Here is a 17,837-nt window from a genome sequence, read left to right as displayed (position 1 = left end):
CATTGTCTTCAGTTTTTTTAAGCAATTTTACAGCGTTTTATTTTCGTTAATAACTTAGATCAGGTAATTTCGCCGCAGCATTTTTTTCAACACCTATAGCAGGTAATAAATTATCCAGGGCTGTAGCATAATTAATTGCGGCACTCCAACTATCATATTCAGCCGTTATTTTTGATAGCGTTGCTTGCCAGACATCTTGTTCAACACTTAGTAAGTCATTAATACTTCTTTTGCTAAGAGTATATTCATTTTTATAAACCTCGCGAGCACGCAGAGCGCTCTGCAATTGTATATTTCCGGCATTTATTCTGCCGTGTGCTCCGGACCAGTCCGCCATAGCAACTGACGCTTTTTGTAGTACATCAAATCGCGCTTGATCGACTTGCGACATTGCCATTTTTCGTGCCCCTCCAGCCTGGAGAACTCTCGCTGAAACCGAGCCACCCTGATAAATAGGGGCATCAATATTTAGCTGAACATGATCGTCCCAATAGCTTCGGTTATCCGATTCATAACGCGTACGCCCACCTTTAAGGCTTAGAGTCGGCCAGTGCTGTGATTTTGCTTTTTCAACGGCATACTGAGCAGACCTTTCCATTGTCCTTGCGGCGAGTACAGATGGAATTAATGAATAATCAATATTATCAAGAGAATCCTCTTGAACGACTAATTCATCAGGTACTGGTTGCAACTGCTCTGCATCAATACCGCTTAACACAGCAAGTCTTGCCCGCGCGCTACTCAGCGCTGCATTGTATTGTTCAAACGTTGCCTGCATTCCCGCGACACGCGCTTGCGTCTGAAGCTCATCAGACGTAGAACTCAGACCAGCATCTGCGCGCAATCGTGCCATGTGCTGAACATTTTTAAGCGCAGTAATATTTTCTTTCGCTGCTTGTGTCAATTCGGTATAGCGTCTGACCTCAACGTAACTGAGAGACGTTTTCTCAGCGACACTAGATAATGTGGCCATAAGCTGGTACCGGTAACTATCTCGTTGTGCTTCAGACTGACTGATTGCGCTGTTCGTTTTGCCAAAATCATAGACAAGCTGTGTCAGACTTAGCCCCCATGTTGCTGAGTTTTGTAGTGAGCCGCTTGAGTCTGTTGTCTGGCTATGCCCTGTATTGCCATTAAGTGATATTTGCGGCATCCAACCACTTCGTGCTTCGTCAATTTGCGCCTGACCAATTCCCATTTGAGCGGCCTGCTGACTTATTGATGGGTCACGGTCAAAAGCGAAAAGAATACTTTCCTTCAGTGTCACATACGCAACTCGGGCTGTGTTCGGTGTACCGTTATAGGCTCTCGCAGTACCACATACGATCATGCCTGCAAATAAAAAATAAAATATGTTGTGCCTTAAGGGTACAAAAGCCCACACATAAGCCTCCTTATTTATCGACTCTCCTCCAGAATTCGTTTTTACTACGAATCAATTAAGGAATGAATTTTCTTTTTCCATAACGGATTGATTAATCAAGAAACTGTGAAATAGGAGCTTCGCCAATAAAATCAATTAATTTGGAGCATAACAAAAACTGTGATCCCTAACTACACCCACAATGTTAATACAGCGTTAACAAAATAGAGAATATTGTGCAATCTTTATAAAAAATCGAAAGGTTGTTTTTTACACCCCTAGAAAAAGCCTTTGTTATATATGAGATTCCTCTCTCATGACAGTTGCATATTTTTGCGTTAATTTCATTGTGAACTTACTCAAAGATTTTCAAAAAAAGTCAGTTTTAACCAAGACCTGTGGTATTTATTGACAAATATTTTTGAATGATTTTTATTCAGAATAGCAATCTCCATCAAATCACACCAGCAGACAAAAAAACCAACAGCACAATGAAACAAAATTAAGAATTTTCACCCCCAAAAAGGTCAATAATCCTTTATGAGGGTGTAGGACATTAACAAGGTGTTTTTTTGCTGATGCGCCACGAATAGCTTTTGTAACTGGATTGCATTGATCTGGAATTGATATGAACCCGCATCTACTGTGTTTCTAACCGCAACGCTATGCTCACAACGTATGGACGTTTTTATGGATGAAAAACTGGAGGTATTGTCGAACCATGATGACGCATGATGACGTGCATATGGGGAAATAAACAGATTAAATTTTAATCGGATGTGGTAGAGTGACACACATTCATTGAGAGGTTAATCATCATGTCCTTTATCGATTACGCAATGAAGTTCTTCAGTGGTGCATCGACGACCACTATCACCTGCCCTGTTTGCGGCTTAAAATCATCTCAGCCTGTCTCCAAAATCCGTCTAAAACAGGCAATGCTTTGTCCTGGATGTAAAGCTCTGTTTGTCCCCAAACGCTAGTTCCAGATACCGGGTAACACAAACCCGATGTTCTATACTTAGACATACACCAGCAGCTGTTAAATCCCTGATGCCTTACGCCCATCCTGAGAGAACGTTTCTGAACTGATTTCGCAACTGCTCTTGCGCGCTATGTCGCATCAGAGCAACGCTATGAAAATGAACCCCAGGGCGTGGTTTAGCCGCTCCCGAATCCTGACGAATACCTCCGGACATGTTTCGTTTCCGGCTAATGATCCTACCGCTGACAATAATAATAACCTGCGTTCAGAGCTGTTTTCGACGCCTCAGATGGAACGATACGGTCAAAAGCTTGCGCGCACACATAAATTATCACCGGACAAACTGCCTTACTATTTGCTCAAACGTCTTGGTGATAATGAAGCCGTGATCACGCAAAACTGCTATGAGCTTAATGCAGGGAAAAAAAACAGCATTATGCCCGCCGGAGAGTGGTTACTGGACAACTACTATCTGATTGAGGAACAAATCCGTATCGTTCGCCAGCACTTGCCGAAAAGCTTCGGCAAAGGCCTTCCTTCTCTGACATCTCCCCATAATTGCCCGCGCATATACGATGTAGCGTCAGAGGCGATTGCGCATGGCGACGGACGCTGGGATACCGCCAGCATGACCAGCTATATCTCAGCCTACCAACAGGTGACACCGCTAACATTAGGGGAAGTCTGGGCTTTACCGGGTATGTTGCGACTGGCCCTGATCGAAAACCTGCGTCGCGTCAGTATGGAAGTCGTTAAGGCGCAGCAAGAACGTAGCCTGGCAGATAGCTGGATAACACGGATTTTCGAGTGTGCGGAGAACGCCCCTGCAGATTTAATCCTGGTGATTGCCGATATGGCGCGCTCACGCCCACCGTTGAGTAGTGCATTTGTCGCAGAACTGGTCCGTCGTCTGCAGGGACATGGTAATGCACTGGCGTTACCTTTGACCTGGGTTGAGCAGCGCCTGGCTGAACAGGGTGTCACTACCGATGAGCTAATTCATAGCTTCAATCAACAGCTTGCTGCCAGTCAGCTTTCTGTCAGTAACAGCATCGCCGGTTTACGATTACTAAGTGAAACTAACTGGGCAGATTTTGTCGAGACGATAAGCGTGGTTGAACAGACCTTACGTCTTGACCCTGCTGCCATTTATTCCAGAATGCACTTTGATACACGGGATCATTACCGCCATGTTATTGAAATTCTGGCGCGAGACAGTCACTTCAGTGAGTTGGAAGTGGCCAACCGAGTGCTCTTGCTTTCTCAGGAAGCGGAGCCCGAAACGCCCGGTCATCATATTGGCTATTATCTGGCAGGTGAAGGACGCCAGAAACTGGAAATTCAACTGTCGGCTGACACACCTGGACTCATTCGCCTGCGGCACAGTTTCAATAAAATCCCCCTGCTGTCCTGGCTGGGTAGCCTGAGCCTGCTGACCACGGCAACAACAGCCGCTATATTGCACGATACGGCGCTGCAGGGAATGGGATGGTTGCTAATCGCTATGGCATTGCCGTTAATTGTGGCTGTCAGCCAGTTAGTGAGCGATCTGCTGAGCGAGGCGACGACACGTTTTCGAATCCCTCGCCCGCTGCCACGGATGGATTTTTCAGCCGGGATCCCCGATGATTGCGCCACAATGGTGGTTATTCCCTGTATGCTGACCCGCCATGAAAGTATCAGCAAACTGCTCACCAGTCTTGAAGTGTGCTGGCTCGGCAATCAGGATAAAAACCTCTGCTTTGCCCTTCTTACCGATTTTGCAGACTCCACACTTGAAAATACTGAAGGTAACAGCGACCTGTTAAACCTGGCAATCGCAGAGACGCAGGAGCTAAACCAGCGCTATCCTGCCAGCCGTCCGCGCTTTTATTTGCTGCACCGAAAACCTGAATGGAATCCCACTCAAGGTGTGTGGATGGGTTATGAACGTAAGCGCGGCAAACTGGCATCACTGAACTCCTGGTTACGCCATCCCACAACACAATTTTCCAGCGTGGCAGACATGCCCGCGCATTTGTTACCACGGCACATTAAATATGTCATCACCCTGGACAGCGATACCGTTCTGCCACGCGATACTGCACATAAGCTGATCGCGACGATGGCGCACCCGCTGAATCGACCAGAGTATGATCCGCAGCGTCAAAGAGTCGTTAAGGGATACGGAATTTTACAACCCGGACTGGCGGAAGAGATGCCACGAAATGGCCAGGGACGCTATGCCGCCATGCGCAGCAGCGTTCCGGGTAATAACCCCTATTCAATGATGTCTTCAGATATCTATCAGGATCTCTTTGGAGAAGGATCGTTCGTCGGCAAGGGCATTTATGATGTCGATACCTTTGTCCAGGCCACAACCAACACCTGCCCGGAAAATCTGGTCCTCAGCCATGATTTACTGGAAGGATGCTATGCCCGTTCCGGACTACTGAGTGAGGTTTTGCTCTATGAGCAGTATCCGAACAACTATCTGTCGGACGTTGCACGCCGCACCCGCTGGATCCGTGGCGACTGGCAACTGCTGAACTGGCTAAAACTTCGCGTCAGAAAGGCGGATGGAAGCCGGGGAAAAAACCCGTTATCCGCACTATCATACTGGAAACTATTCGATAATTTGCGTCGCAGCCTGGTAGCCCCCTCTATGCTGGCACTGCTGTTTTCCTCCGTGCTTTTGGTACCCAATCCGTTTTACTGGCTTGGCGTGCTGGCACTGGTATGGCTGCTGCCTGCAATGTTGAGCATCACTTACGATCTGCTGCATAAACCTCTTCGCCGTCCGTTAAGACAACATCTCTTGCTGGTCGCGGCCGGAGCACTAAAGCGCCTTTCCAGCATCGGGTTGAACTTTTTGTTATTACCGCATGAAGCCGGATATTCGCTGTACGCGATTGGCTTGACGCTCTGGCGCCTCGGTATCAGTCACCAAAATCTCAACCAGTGGACCAGCCACAGCCCGGATAATCAGCAATCCCATATCTCAGTTTTTCGTTTTTATCGGGCGATGTGGATGAATGTGGCAAGCGGTGTGACCTTTGCAGCTCTGACGGCACATTTTGCTCCACTGCTTCTGACCGTTGCGCTACCCGTCAGCGTAGCGTGGTGTCTGACTCCCCTGCTGTTAAGCTGGTTAAGCCGACAGCCTGTACGTAAAACATTCTCACCGAATCAGGAACAAAAACAGTTGTTACGCCAGACGAGCCGCGAAATATGGGCCTTCTTTGAAACGTTTGCTACAGAGCAGGAGAACTGGCTTCCACCTGATAATTACCAGGAAATACCGCAACCTACAATCGCGCATCGCACTTCTCCCACTAACATTGGCCTTTCTCTGCTGGCCAACCTGACGGCCTGGGATTTTGGTTATCTGCCTGGTGGCGAAGTCTTGCAACGTGTGACGCTCACTCTCGATACGCTGGATAAAATGGAGCACTTCCGCGGTCATTTGTACAACTGGTATGACACCCGAACGCTGGCGCCTCTCAGCCCACGTTATATCTCCAGCGTTGACAGCGGCAATATGGCAGGCCATTTACTGACTCTGCGCGAAGGTCTGAGCGCTATGCGTCATCAGCCGGTTTTAAACTGCGAGCAGATACTGACCGGGTTGAACGACACAATGGCTATTCTGGAGAAGCACTGGGGACAGAATACGCCAACCGGTATGCGACTGCTGCGCAAACATTGCCTCAGCGCGATGTCATTGCCTCCGGTACAGTTGTTCAGTGAACTTAAAAAAATGCGCGCCCAGTGTAATCATCTGACAGCTCAGTGCCAGCAAGAGAGTCATCTTGTGGTGCGCTGGGCAGAGCATCTGGAGCATCAACTGGTTCAGGTATGTCATGAATGGTCACATTTGCTCGGCTGGTTACCGCCATCGTATGACACCACTACGCTGCCGACACTGAGCTGGATTGCCCGTGCGAAGCATACCGGGGAAGGCACGCCTCCTGCTTCGGCTATCACCCTGGCACGCATGAGACTGGACATTATCACTGAACTGGAGCAACGACTGAACGACCATGCGCAAATGGATTTCACCTTCCTTTATAGTGAAACAACCAATCTGCTCAGCGTCGGCTACAACGGCGATACCAATACGCTGGATAAAAGTCACTATGACCTCCTGCCCTCTGAAATCCGTCTGACCAGTTTTCTCGCCATTGCGACTAACCAACTGCCGCTCAAAAGCTGGTATGCCCTGGGACGACTGTTTACTACCATCGACAATGAAACCGCATTGATGTCATGGAGCGGCTCGATGTTTGAATATCTTATGCCGAATCTGGTTATGCCTGCCTGGCCCGGCTGTCTGCTTGATGAGATGAGCCAGTCTGCGGTTAAGCGCCAGATAGACTGGGGTAAAGAGCGCGGTGTGCCATGGGGCGTGTCAGAGTCGGGTTATCATGCTTTTGATGTTCAGCATAATTATCAGTATCAGGCGTTTGGCGTACCTGGCCTGGGTCTGAGACGCGGGCTGGCTGACGATATGGTCGTTGCCCCCTATGCCACATTACTGGCTCTGATGATTGCGCCACAGAAAGCCTGTGAGAATCTGCTCGAACTGGAAAAAAACGGTGCGCGCGGCGAATACGGTTTCTATGAAGCGCTGGACTATACGCCATCACGCCTCGCCACCGGACAACTGTATGCCATCGTGCAGTCCTGGATGGCGCACCATCAGGGAATGGCATTCCAGGCACTGGCCCACGTGTTGCTTAATGCTCCAATGGCAGACCGGTTCATGTCGAGTACCGCTTTCCAGTCAGCAAGCCTGCTGTTACAGGAGCGCGTACCGGATGCAGTCGATCTCTATAGCCCGCGCCGTCATTTTGAATCTCATGAAGGAAGAGTTAAACCGGTTCGCTATGAACCGCGTGTTTTCACCGACGTGGACAGTCCGGTACCCGAGGTCCAGCTGTTGTCTAACAGCCATTACCATCTGATGTTAACCGCTGGCGGCGGAGGGTACAGTCGCTGGAACGATATTGCCCTCACCCGCTGGCGCAGCGATAGCACCCGGGATAACTGGGGGGCATTTTGCTATATCCGCGATCCGCAGACCGAAGAAGTATGGAGCAATACCTGGCAGCCAACTGTCAGTAATGGTGATAGCCGTGATGAAGTTATTTTTACTGATGCCGGCGCAGAATTCAGGCGTAATTTCGGTACAGTGAGCGTCAGAACACAGGTTGTGGTCTCTCCGGAGGATGATATTGAGCTTCGCAGACTGACGCTGGTACATCGTGGTCGCCAGCCAAGAACCTTCGAACTAACCACCTATGCCGAAGTGGTACTGGCACCTGAAGCAAGCGATCTGGCGCATCCTGCATTCAGTAATTTATTTATCCAGACCGAGCTTGATAATGACCGTGACGCCATCCTTTGTCACAGGCGTCCGCGCTCGCCGGACGAACAGAGTCCCTGCCTGTTTCACATGATGGTCGTGCGTGGCGATAACCATAAAGGCGCTTCGTTTGAAACCGACAGAGCGAAATTTCTTGGGCGCGGCAGAAATCTGGCCAATGCGTTTGCCACTGGCTTAAATGGACCACTCAGTAATACCTCAGGGTCAGTGCTGGATCCCATTCTGGCAATACGCCATACAATTACGTTACAACCTGGACAACCAGTGACGGTTGATATCGTCTATGGCATCAGCGCAAGTCGTCAGCAAAGCCTGGCCCTGCTGGAAAAATATCGCGATCGCCCCATCGCTGATCGCGTCTTCGAAGTCGCCTGGTCTCACAGCCTGGTGGTATTACGCCAGATGAACGCCAGTGAAGATGATGCTTCGCTATTTAATCGCCTCGCCAGTGCGGTGCTTTACCCCTGCCAGGAATTACGCGCCGACAGCCAGGTAATCAGCCGTAACCGTCGGGGTCAGTCTGGCCTGTGGGGTTGGGCGATTTCCGGCGACCTGCCGATTGTCCTGCTCAGTATCGTCAGCGAAGAGAGTATCGACGCGGTGACCACGCTTATTCAGGCGCATCGCTACTGGCGGCTGAAAGGTCTGGAAGTGGATCTGGTTATTATGAATAACAGCCCAGGAGGCTACCAACAGACACTGCAAAATAAGATCATGGATTTAATTTATGCCGGGTCAGAAGCAAATCTGGTAGATAAATCCGGCGGGATTTTTGTGCGTAATGGTGAGCATCTGAGCGCCGAGGATAAACAGCTTCTAATGAGTGTGGCCTGTTTGTACCTTGATGACCGCGCGGGTGGAATTAATGAACAGCTCAACCAGCGGATCCATACAACCAAAATTCTGGCCAGGCCACTGATTCCCCACACTACGGTTCGGAACAATCAACACAGTGACTGGACACCGGATACCAGTCAGTTACGCCACTTCAACGGTTACGGCGGGTTTTCTCAGGACGGTCGTGAGTATCAGATTGTACTCAGGGAAAATGCGCCCCCTCCAGCCCCCTGGTCCAACGTACTGGCAAACGCCCGTTTTGGTAGCGTAATCTCGGAAGCCGGACAAGCCTACAGCTGGTATGAGAATGCGCATGAATACCGGTTAACACCGTGGGAAAACGATCCGGTCAGCGACCGCAGTGGTGAAGCATTTTATCTGCGCGATGAAGAAAGCGGTGCCTGCTGGTCACCGACCACGTTACCGCTACGCGGTCAGGGTGATTATTTGACCCGTCACGGTTTCGGCTACAGCGTATTTTCTCATCGTGAAAGTGGTATAGACAGTGAGTTGACGATACTTGTCGCTGAACTGGAGCCCGTCAAACTGGCGATCCTGACGCTCAGCAACAATTCGGGGCGCACGCGTAAACTGTCCGTTACCGGCTATGTGGAATGGGCTTTGGGGGAATCGCGAACCCGATCGGCCCTGCATATTGTGACGCATTCTGCGAATATCCCGGATGGCTGCGGCGTGATGGCCAATAATTTTTACGGTGCCAACGGTAATGAACGTACCGCCTTTTTCGCCGTCAGCGGCCCTCATTGTTCACTGACAGGCGATCGCCGTGAGTTTATTGGCCGCAATGGTTCCCTGCATTACCCGGCAGCCATAAAATTACGCAGGCTCTCAGGAAAAACAGGTGCCGGGCTGGATCCATGTGGCGCGGTACAGTCTGCGACCACATTAATTGATGGTGACCAGCGAACCTTTATTTTTGTTCTTGGCGCAGAGGAAACCCAGGCTCAGGCCCAGGTGACAATCGCCCGTTATTTGGATGAAGAAGTCGCCCGCCAGGAGTTGAACAAGGTACACAGTTACTGGCACAGCGTGCTGGACAAAATCGAGGTTCACACACCTGATACCACCGTTAACTTGCTGGTAAATGGCTGGCTGCTATACCAGACAATCGCCTGTCGTCTGATGGCGCGTAGTGGTTATTATCAGTCCGGCGGCGCATTTGGTTTTCGCGACCAGTTGCAGGATACACTGGCTCTGAGCCATGCTGAACCAGAACGTCTGCGCGAACAAATTGTGCTTTGTGCCTCAAGACAGTTTGCTGAGGGAGATGTGCAACACTGGTGGCATCCACCTCACGGCAATGGCGTGCGTACACATTGTTCGGATGACTATCTCTGGCTCCCGCTCGCTGTTTGCCACTATGTAGAAGCGACGGGAGATATGAATGTGCTGGAACTGGCAATCCCGTATCTGGAAGGCCGCCCGATCCCTCCCCGGGAAGAGTCTGTCTACGATACCCCTGTCATCAGTGACACAAAAGAATCGCTGTGGTTACACTGCGTAAAAGCCATTCAGCATGGGCTACAGTTTGGGCCGCATGGCCTGCCGCTCATCGGGGCCGGGGACTGGAATGACGGGATGAACCGGGTCGGCATTGAAGGTAAAGGTGAAAGCGTCTGGCTTGGATTCTTCCTGTACGATATTTTGCAGCGCTTCGCAGAAGTGGCGGAACAACGTCAGGATACCACTGTCGCGTCGATGTGCCGTTCGCAGGCCTTGCTCCTGCAAAAAAATCTCGAGTCCTCAGCCTGGGATGGCGAATGGTACCGGCGAGGATATTTTGACGATGGGACTCCGCTGGGATCGAAAGCCTCTCAGGATTGCCGGATTGATGCGATTGCGCAAAGCTGGTCCGTATTGTCCGGGGCAGCCAGCCCGGACCACAGTGCGCGGGCCATGCTGGCACTGGATAAGCACCTGGTCGATAACGATGCCGGGTTGATTAAACTGTTAACCCCCCCTTTCGATGGTCACGGGCCTAATCCGGGTTACATTCAGGGTTATCTGCCCGGCGTGCGAGAAAACGGTGGACAGTATACACATGGTGCCATCTGGGCAGTGATGGCATTTGCCCGAATGGGCAATACATCGCGTGCGTGGCAGTTGTGGTCAATGATAAATCCAATAAACCACACGTTGAGTGCAAACGGAGTCGAAATCTATAAAGCCGAACCGTATGTCATGAGTGCGGATGTTTACAGCATCGCGCCCCATACCGGGCGTGCGGGATGGAGTTGGTATACCGGTTCTGCAGGTTGGGCATACCGCCTGCTAACAGAGGAACTGCTGGGGATAAAACGTTCCGGTACGGTTTTGACCATTCATTCTCAATTGCCGGATGGTTGGCCATCTTTAAGCATGACCTACCAGCATGGCAACAGTGAGTATTACATCACCGTTTCGCGCAGTGATAGTGAATACCAGGTCATACTGGATGGCGTTCTTCTATCTGATGACAGAATCTCGCTGTGGGATGATGGACAATCTCATACTGTTGATATCCTTCAAAACTGAAGCTCGTTAAATATGCGCATTAACGTCCGCCGTTAATGCGCTGACTATCTCTGAGAACATCAAACGCGGTCTGCATCGCGATTTATCCTCTCTTCTTTTTTTGCTTGCATTGAATTGTCAGAAGAAACTCAAGCACTGGATTAAATATACACAACATAAATCAAATATTATTAAACAAAGGCGTATAATTAATAATACATTCTACAGAGTATTAATTTATGTCTTACACAGATGGACTCAGACAATTCAAAGAAAGACCCGTACACGTAACCTGTCCGGTATGTGCCCACATAGCAGATCAAAAAGCCGGGAAAATGCGCAAGGATGCTGTTCTGGAGTGCCCTGCCTGCGGGCTGCTATTTCGCCCGTCAGAATGCTGGTGCATTGGTGGTTAACAGGCATCCCAATCCTTAAAGTTAAAGGTAAAGCTTATGAAAACCAGAAAAGCTGTTTTTATTGAAGGTGATATCATTGCCAACCGACTGTTAGGAGAAGCCAGCCAACCCTTTTGTATCCACAGAGTTATGTTTAATAATGGGAAATATGCAATCGTGCGGGCAGCATCCGGCATATGTTTCAAAACTGGGGACATTATTCAACGAAACGAGAATGAATGGTTTTATAACCATACCAAAATTCGTCTTCTCTCCTTTGAATATCTTGAAGAAGACGAATCTGGACGGCAATTGCTTGAATATTATTAATATATCCATTAGCACAAGAATAATTGATGCTCTACGAGAAATTTGCGGTTAATACACGTAATGATCGGCCATATGTCGTAATCTTAAAGAGCAGCAGCCTGCTCTGGATTCAGACCGACTCCATCCCATACAGGAGAATCAAACATGGCCGACTGGAACCCCTCCCTCTATCTGCAATACGCCAGCGAACGTACAAGACCTGCGGCAGAATTACTGAGCAGAGTGGCGTTAGAAAATGCACGTACAGTCGTCGATCTGGGCTGCGGTCCGGGAAACAGCACGACGTTGCTACATCAGCGCTGGCCATCGGCCAGAATCATCGGGGTGGATTCATCACCCAACATGCTTAATGAAGCGCGTAAAGCGCTGCCAGACTGCCACTTTGTTGAAGCCAATATCAGCAAGTTTCGGCCGGAACAGTCATTTGATCTGCTTTACGCGAATGCTTCCCTGCAGTGGGTTCCTGACCACTATGAATTGTTCCCACAACTGGTATCCCTGTTGAACTACAACGGAGTGCTTGCCGTACAAATGCCAGATAACTGGCAGGAACCGACACATGTCCTGATGCGTGAAGTAGCCTATGAGCAGGGTTATCCCGATCGGGGACGCACGCCGCTCCCCGGTGTGCATGCCTATTATGACATTTTGACTGAAGCGGGATGCGACGTGGATATCTGGCGCACAACCTATTACCACATTATGGAGTCACATCAGTCGATTATTGATTGGGTCAGCTCGACGGGGCTACGCCCATGGTTGCAGGAGCTGAGTGAAAGTGAACAGCGTAATTATCTGGCGCGCTACCATGAACTTCTACAGGAACAGTATCCACTTCAGGAAAACGGTAATATCCTGCTGGCATTTCCACGCCTGTTTATTGTTGCCCGACGCGATTTTTAACCTCATTGAATTCGATATTGGCCTCTTTATTACAGAGGCTAATACAGAGAAGGCCAGATCTCATTATTGATTATGCGCGCCTTCGCCTTTTTAAGATCAGAATCTAGTGGTAAAGCCTTTCATCTGCTAGTGTCTGAAAACGTTTAACTGGCGAGAGTTGTCATGTCAAAAATCTACACTGGCGGTTGTCTGTGCGGTTCAATTCGTTTTACTGCCACCAACCCCAATAATTCACATACCTGCTCCTGTGACATTTGCCGCAAGCATACGGGTGCGCCCACAGTAGTATGGATTGAGTTTAATGCCGGGAATGTGGAATGGACAGGCAAATCCGGTAAGCCAACGACGTGGCGTTCTTCGGATACGTCCAGCAGAGCTTTTTGTCAGCAGTGTGGAAGTTCAGTGGGCGCCATCGATGACGCCCCCGTCATTGCATTATTAGTCGGAGGTTTTGACGATCCGAATGATGCGGATCTTGCTCCGGAGTTCCACTCTTTTACAGACATGCAACCGACATGGTGGCAAAAAGAGGTTAACTGAAATCTCTTTTACGTCAGCTGATAATGCTTATCCGGCATGCGCTTAGCTGGAACAATCGCTTCATCGTTCATCTGCAGCAAATCTATTTCTATCGCATTACAAATAGCATCGAGCGGCAAATCATTATTCTCCGTGCCAAACGGATCTTCGAGTTCTTCAGCCAGCGTGTCGAGAGAGATAAAGGTATAGGAAATAAGCACTGAGATAAACGGCGTCATATAGTGCAGATCCACCACCAATGCGAATGGCAGCATGATACAAAACAGATAAACAGTACGATGCAGGATCAACGTGTAGGCAAACGGCACGGGGGTATTCGCAATTCGTTCGCACCCCGCCAGTACCGCTGACATATCATTTAACCTATTGTTTAAACTATGGAATAATATATCAGAGAGCTGACCGCTGCGCCTGCGAACAGCTAACCATTCCCCCATCAGCAACAGGATGCGGTTTGCCGGGGACTGCGAAGCAAACACGGTCTGCAAATCTGTCGCACTGAGGTATTTCACCAGCGGTTCCGACTGTGGCTGCCGGCGCAAAGTCATACGCAAACAGTGCGCAAACGCAATTTGCAAGTTAACGAATTGCCGCAATTCACCGTCGTCCGGTAAGGTAGTTTTCACTTCGCGCAACAGCGATCGGGAAGCAATCATCAACTGTCCCCACAAATGCCGGGCTTCAACGTAACGTGAATAGCAGGCGTTGTTGCGAAAACCTAAAAAGATAGCAATTGCGACGCCCAGGATGCTAAATGGCGCCAGCGTAAATTTGATACCCAGCATCGTATACCACGGCAGCATGATAATAACGGCGATGGAGAGCAGGAAATTCAGGAGCAGACGTGAAAAAATCTTGGATAAAACTGAACCGTGCCAGACAAAAATCAGGCGTAGCCAGTGTTGTTGAGGTCGAACGATCATGGTTATCTTCGAAAAATGTGAAAGCCGCGCCATTAAACGTGATCGTGATCAATGTTGCAAGCACATCCCGACAGTTAATTCCGCACTTCTACCACTGCAAGAAACAGTCAGCACAAGCGTCACAGACTGTATGATTTAAGAGAAACATCCGTATGTTGTAACTAATCAGGCAGTACGAAAAACCCGGCCAGGGCCGGGTTATTGGATCAGCAAATTAGCAAAGCGGTTTTACGGCTTCACGCATGCCTTTCACCAGAATCGTATCCAGATCGGCAGAAACCTGTTCCACCAGCCCGGGAACCTGCGTCAGGTCCTGTTCCCAGTGATCTTTTACAGCCAGAACGGATTTTACCAGCTCTGCGGTGCTGATCTGTCGGTCATGATGCTGAGCCCACAGCTGCTGAAAACGCTCAATCCAATGTGCATCATCCTGAACCGGGTAAGACTCACCGTTACGCTCCCCACGATAAAAAGCAATCAACGCCGCCAGAGCGAACGTCAGGCGCGCCGGCAGTTTGCCGCTGGCCTGCTGCCCTGCCAGCAACTGCGGTAGAATACGGGTGCGGAATTTGGTCATACCGTTCAGCGCAATAGACAGCAACTGATGCTTGATGTACGGATTACAGAAACGCCCCGTTACTGCACTGGCGAACGAAGCCAATTCATCACGTGGCAAATCCAGTACCGGAATAATCTCTTCATAGATAGCTTTTTCGACGAAAGCGCACACCTCGGCATCATTCATCGCTTCACCCACTGTATCCAGCCCAGCCTGGAAGGCCACCGGAACCAGAGCGGTGTGCGCACCGTTCAGAATTGCGACTTTACGCTCTTTATACGGCTTGATGTCATCCACAATCAGCACATTTAGCGGATATTTATCCAGACGCAGTTCAGACGCTAATGTCTTCGGCCCCTGAATAACAAACAGGTAAAAGTGTTCAGCAGTATCAAGGAAGGCATCGTGATAACCCAACTCCGCTTCAAGCTTCGCGACTTCATCACGCGGATAACCGGTCACAATACGGTCCACCAGCGTGGAACAAAATGCGTTTGCCTGATCCAGCCATTGCACAAACGTTTCTGGCAATTCCCATTCCTGAGCGTAACGCAGCACCAATTCACGCAGCGCATCGCCATTGTAATCAATCAGCTCACAAGGAATGATGATCCAGCCTTTATCCAGCGCCCCATCGAAATGGGTGTAGCGCTCGAAAAGCAGACGGGTCAGTTTTGCCGGGTAGCTCACCGCCGGTGCATCGTCGAATTTGTCACCCGCATGGTAACTAATACCGGCTTCAGTTGTGTTGGAGAAAACAAAGCGCATATCAGGATTATGCGCCAGCTTCAGGAACTCATCGTATTCGCTATAGACGCTGATCTCACGGTTAACTGAGCGAATTAAACGCGCCTCGCTAACGGCCTCTCCTTTTTCATTCAGACCGCGAATGATTGTGGTATAGAGACCATCCTGTGTGCTCAGTGAAGGCGGAAATGTACTTTCGATAGGACGAACAATGACCACACCGGAATTCAGATCGGTATGCTCATTCAGCAGATCAACTTGCCAGTCAACAAAGGCGCGCAGGAAGTTTCCTTCACCAAACTGAATAATACGTTCAGGATAGTGAGCACCGGGAAAATCGCGACGATTTAGTGTTTGCACAATGGGTTCCCTTTTTGATTAGTCATACAACCTGATTGAATTGGTCCAATAGGTTAGCAAACTTTAATACATTGAAACCCTGTTTTGATCAATCCCCGGCGACAAATTAGAGAGTTTTATAGAAAAGTGTGGTCCCGGTCAGCGCCCCATCAGGCATTTGTGCATAGTCAGGTATGACCCCTACTTTTTGCCAACCGCAATTGTGGTAGAACAACTCAGCGCCACTGCCCGTAGCTGTATCGAGTACCAGCAGCGATTTATGTTGTTGACGTGCGCAGTCCTCAAGCGCATTCATCAATTCCCTGGCAACACCGCTACGTCGCGCTGACGGATGTACCAGTAATTTGGCGACATCGGCACGATGAGGCTGGTTTTCAGGTTGATCGATAATGAGTTGAACTGTACCAACAAGGGTTCCCTGCGAATTTTCGCTAACAAGAACGATTCTTTCTCCACGGGTAACGCTTTGCGCAACGCTCGCCCAGAAAGGCAGCGATTTATCACGATTAAAGGGGTAAACAAAACTCACGGATGCGCCGTCATTCACGCACAGCTCAAGGATATCGCCAAGCTCATTGATTCTCTTCAGAATCTGATCCGCGCTCAGCACAAAACAGGGTTTACAGGTAACCATTTATGCTCCTTAGATAGACTCCTTCATACTGCGTTTAACATCTGCACAACACAAGGAGTCGTATCATAGGATTATGTTATCTATGGCTGGTTCATCTGGATCACTAACCAGTGATAAATTACCGTGACAACGTAACGTTTCTGCTCTGCGCTCAGCGGTTGTCCCTGGGGAATATCATGCCATTTTGCCAGACACCCGCGACAGCAAGTTGCCGTGGCATGTTGGGCGATAAACACCGGGTGTCCACGCATCGGTGTTTGCTTGCCATCATTAACGGGATATGCCGGTGCCAGTCGTTTAGCAATAAAGTCTGCAGCATGTTGTTCAATAACCGGCGCACCTTTATCTCTGCAGTACTGCCTTTCTTTCTCACCAAGGCGAAACCGTGAACGAAATGTCGACTTCGCCAGTCGGGAAAAAAGAGGATCAAGCGAAATCATCAGTAAACTGAACGCCCCAGTTGTTGGGTTAACTGTTCCAGTACTGCGATCCCTGCCAGTGAATTACCTGCGGGATCCAGTTCCGGACTCCAGACTGCAATCGCCATCTCATGTGGCACAATCGCTACAATTCCACCGCCGACGCCGGATTTCGCCGGAAGTCCGACCCGCCACGCAAATTCACCTGCGTTCTGATACATACCACTGGTTGCCATCAGTGCATTAATCTGCCGGGCCTGCAGTGGCGTGACCACCGGCTCATTAAGATGAAAGGCATGACCCTGATTGGCCAAAAACACGAAGGTACGCGCCAGCTCCACGCAACTCATCTTAAGCGCGCAGTAGTGGAAGTAATTTTGCAGAACAGTAGTGACATCATGGTGAAAATTACCAAAGGATTTCATGAGCCAGGCAATCGCTGCATTGCGGGCCGAATGCTCAAACTCCGAGCGGGCGACCGTCGCATCATAGGCAATATCCGAAACGCCACTAAGCGCCCGAACGACTTCAAGCATGCGCTGGCGCGGTGCGCTTAGACGGCCTTGCAGCATATCGCAGACCACCAGTGCTCCGGCGTTGATGAAGGGATTGCGTGGTATCCCCTGTTCCATTTCAAGCTGAACCAGAGAATTAAACGGATGTCCTGAGGGATCCTTGCCTACACGCTGCCAGATCTCCTCTTCCTGATAATGACGCATCGCCACGACAAGGCTGAGCACCTTCGAGATTGACTGAATAGAAAAACGCTCCTGCGCATCGCCCGCCTGATAGTGCTGACCATCAACGGTACAAATGGCAATGCCCAGTTTTGAACCATCGACGGAAGCTAATGCGGGGATGTAATCAGCGACTTTACCCTGACCAATCAGCGGGCGAACCTGCTGCACAATGGTCTCTAAAATTGAATTGTCCATGGCCCTGGCCACAACATGCTCCTTG

The 17,837-nt window shown here is 49.7% G+C and carries 12 protein-coding genes; 6 read left to right on the top strand and 6 right to left on the bottom strand.

Annotation, left to right across the window (positions count from 1 at the left end; translation table 11 throughout):
• Positions 1-46: 46 nt before the first annotated feature.
• Positions 47-1,330 carry a TolC family outer membrane protein gene (locus LG384_RS11250; RefSeq protein WP_045449606.1) on the bottom strand — a complete coding sequence of 428 codons (1,284 nt, stop codon included), beginning with the start codon at positions 1,328-1,330 and terminating at the stop codon, positions 47-49.
• Between the two features lie 851 nt (positions 1,331-2,181).
• On the opposite strand from LG384_RS11250, the gene LG384_RS11245 reads away from it, so the two are divergent.
• From LG384_RS11245 to LG384_RS11220, 6 genes are all read left to right on the top strand, one after another.
• The gene (locus LG384_RS11245; protein WP_223306990.1) at positions 2,182-2,346 is read left to right on the top strand and encodes a YnfU family zinc-binding protein; all 165 of its coding nucleotides are present in this window, start codon (positions 2,182-2,184) and stop codon (positions 2,344-2,346) included.
• 153 nt (positions 2,347-2,499) lie between these two features.
• Positions 2,500-11,088: a GH36-type glycosyl hydrolase domain-containing protein gene (locus LG384_RS11240; protein ID WP_225760907.1), complete on the top strand. Its 8,589-nt coding sequence runs from the start codon at positions 2,500-2,502 to the stop codon at positions 11,086-11,088.
• A 218-nt stretch (positions 11,089-11,306) separates the two neighbouring features.
• Positions 11,307-11,483, top strand: a complete 177-nt coding sequence (locus tag LG384_RS23385; protein ID WP_223306989.1) for a YnfU family zinc-binding protein — start codon at positions 11,307-11,309, stop codon at positions 11,481-11,483.
• A 36-nt stretch (positions 11,484-11,519) separates the two neighbouring features.
• On the top strand, positions 11,520-11,792 hold the full coding sequence (locus LG384_RS11230) for a hypothetical protein (protein ID WP_045442764.1): 273 nt from the start codon (positions 11,520-11,522) through the stop codon (positions 11,790-11,792).
• 144 nt (positions 11,793-11,936) lie between these two features.
• On the top strand, positions 11,937-12,695 hold the full coding sequence (gene tam, locus LG384_RS11225) for a trans-aconitate 2-methyltransferase (RefSeq protein WP_048221472.1): 759 nt from the start codon (positions 11,937-11,939) through the stop codon (positions 12,693-12,695).
• A 162-nt stretch (positions 12,696-12,857) separates the two neighbouring features.
• On the top strand, positions 12,858-13,235 hold the full coding sequence (locus LG384_RS11220; protein ID WP_045442757.1) for a GFA family protein: 378 nt from the start codon (positions 12,858-12,860) through the stop codon (positions 13,233-13,235).
• Positions 13,236-13,243: 8 nt separating this feature from the next.
• Here LG384_RS11220 and LG384_RS11215 read toward each other — a convergent pair whose 3' ends face one another.
• The 5 genes from LG384_RS11215 to glsB form a co-directional block, all read right to left on the bottom strand.
• A complete protein-coding gene (locus tag LG384_RS11215) occupies positions 13,244-14,158 on the bottom strand; it encodes a bestrophin family protein (protein ID WP_045442753.1) in 915 nt (304 codons plus the stop codon).
• A gap of 214 nt (positions 14,159-14,372) precedes the next feature.
• A complete protein-coding gene (locus LG384_RS11210) occupies positions 14,373-15,824 on the bottom strand; it encodes a tagaturonate reductase (RefSeq protein WP_225760906.1) in 1,452 nt (483 codons plus the stop codon).
• Between the two features lie 106 nt (positions 15,825-15,930).
• Positions 15,931-16,458: a GNAT family N-acetyltransferase gene (locus LG384_RS11205; protein WP_045442748.1), complete on the bottom strand. Its 528-nt coding sequence runs from the start codon at positions 16,456-16,458 to the stop codon at positions 15,931-15,933.
• A gap of 80 nt (positions 16,459-16,538) precedes the next feature.
• Positions 16,539-16,898, bottom strand: a complete 360-nt coding sequence (locus LG384_RS11200) for a DUF4186 domain-containing protein (RefSeq protein ID WP_225760905.1) — start codon at positions 16,896-16,898, stop codon at positions 16,539-16,541.
• Entirely contained in the window at positions 16,898-17,824 is a 927-nt protein-coding gene (glsB, locus tag LG384_RS11195; RefSeq protein ID WP_045442746.1) for a glutaminase B, read from the bottom strand. The genes LG384_RS11200 and glsB overlap by 1 nt, the downstream gene beginning before the upstream one ends.
• Positions 17,825-17,837 lie beyond the last annotated feature (13 nt).

The organism is Citrobacter sp. Marseille-Q3906 (assembly GCF_916618775.1).
GTDB lineage: Bacteria > Pseudomonadota > Gammaproteobacteria > Enterobacterales > Enterobacteriaceae > Citrobacter > Citrobacter murliniae.
This window is presented reverse-complemented; position numbering and strand designations above follow the sequence as displayed.

Coding starts and splice junctions, on each gene's coding strand:
- LG384_RS11250 (WP_045449606.1), bottom strand. CDS start 1,330: ATGATCGTATGTGGTACTGCGAGAGCCTATAACGGTACACCGAACACA.
- LG384_RS11245 (WP_223306990.1), top strand. CDS start 2,182: ATGTCCTTTATCGATTACGCAATGAAGTTCTTCAGTGGTGCATCGACG.
- LG384_RS11240 (WP_225760907.1), top strand. CDS start 2,500: ATGAAAATGAACCCCAGGGCGTGGTTTAGCCGCTCCCGAATCCTGACG.
- LG384_RS23385 (WP_223306989.1), top strand. CDS start 11,307: ATGTCTTACACAGATGGACTCAGACAATTCAAAGAAAGACCCGTACAC.
- LG384_RS11230 (WP_045442764.1), top strand. CDS start 11,520: ATGAAAACCAGAAAAGCTGTTTTTATTGAAGGTGATATCATTGCCAAC.
- tam (WP_048221472.1), top strand. CDS start 11,937: ATGGCCGACTGGAACCCCTCCCTCTATCTGCAATACGCCAGCGAACGT.
- LG384_RS11220 (WP_045442757.1), top strand. CDS start 12,858: ATGTCAAAAATCTACACTGGCGGTTGTCTGTGCGGTTCAATTCGTTTT.
- LG384_RS11215 (WP_045442753.1), bottom strand. CDS start 14,158: ATGATCGTTCGACCTCAACAACACTGGCTACGCCTGATTTTTGTCTGG.
- LG384_RS11205 (WP_045442748.1), bottom strand. CDS start 16,458: ATGGTTACCTGTAAACCCTGTTTTGTGCTGAGCGCGGATCAGATTCTG.
- LG384_RS11200 (WP_225760905.1), bottom strand. CDS start 16,898: ATGATTTCGCTTGATCCTCTTTTTTCCCGACTGGCGAAGTCGACATTT.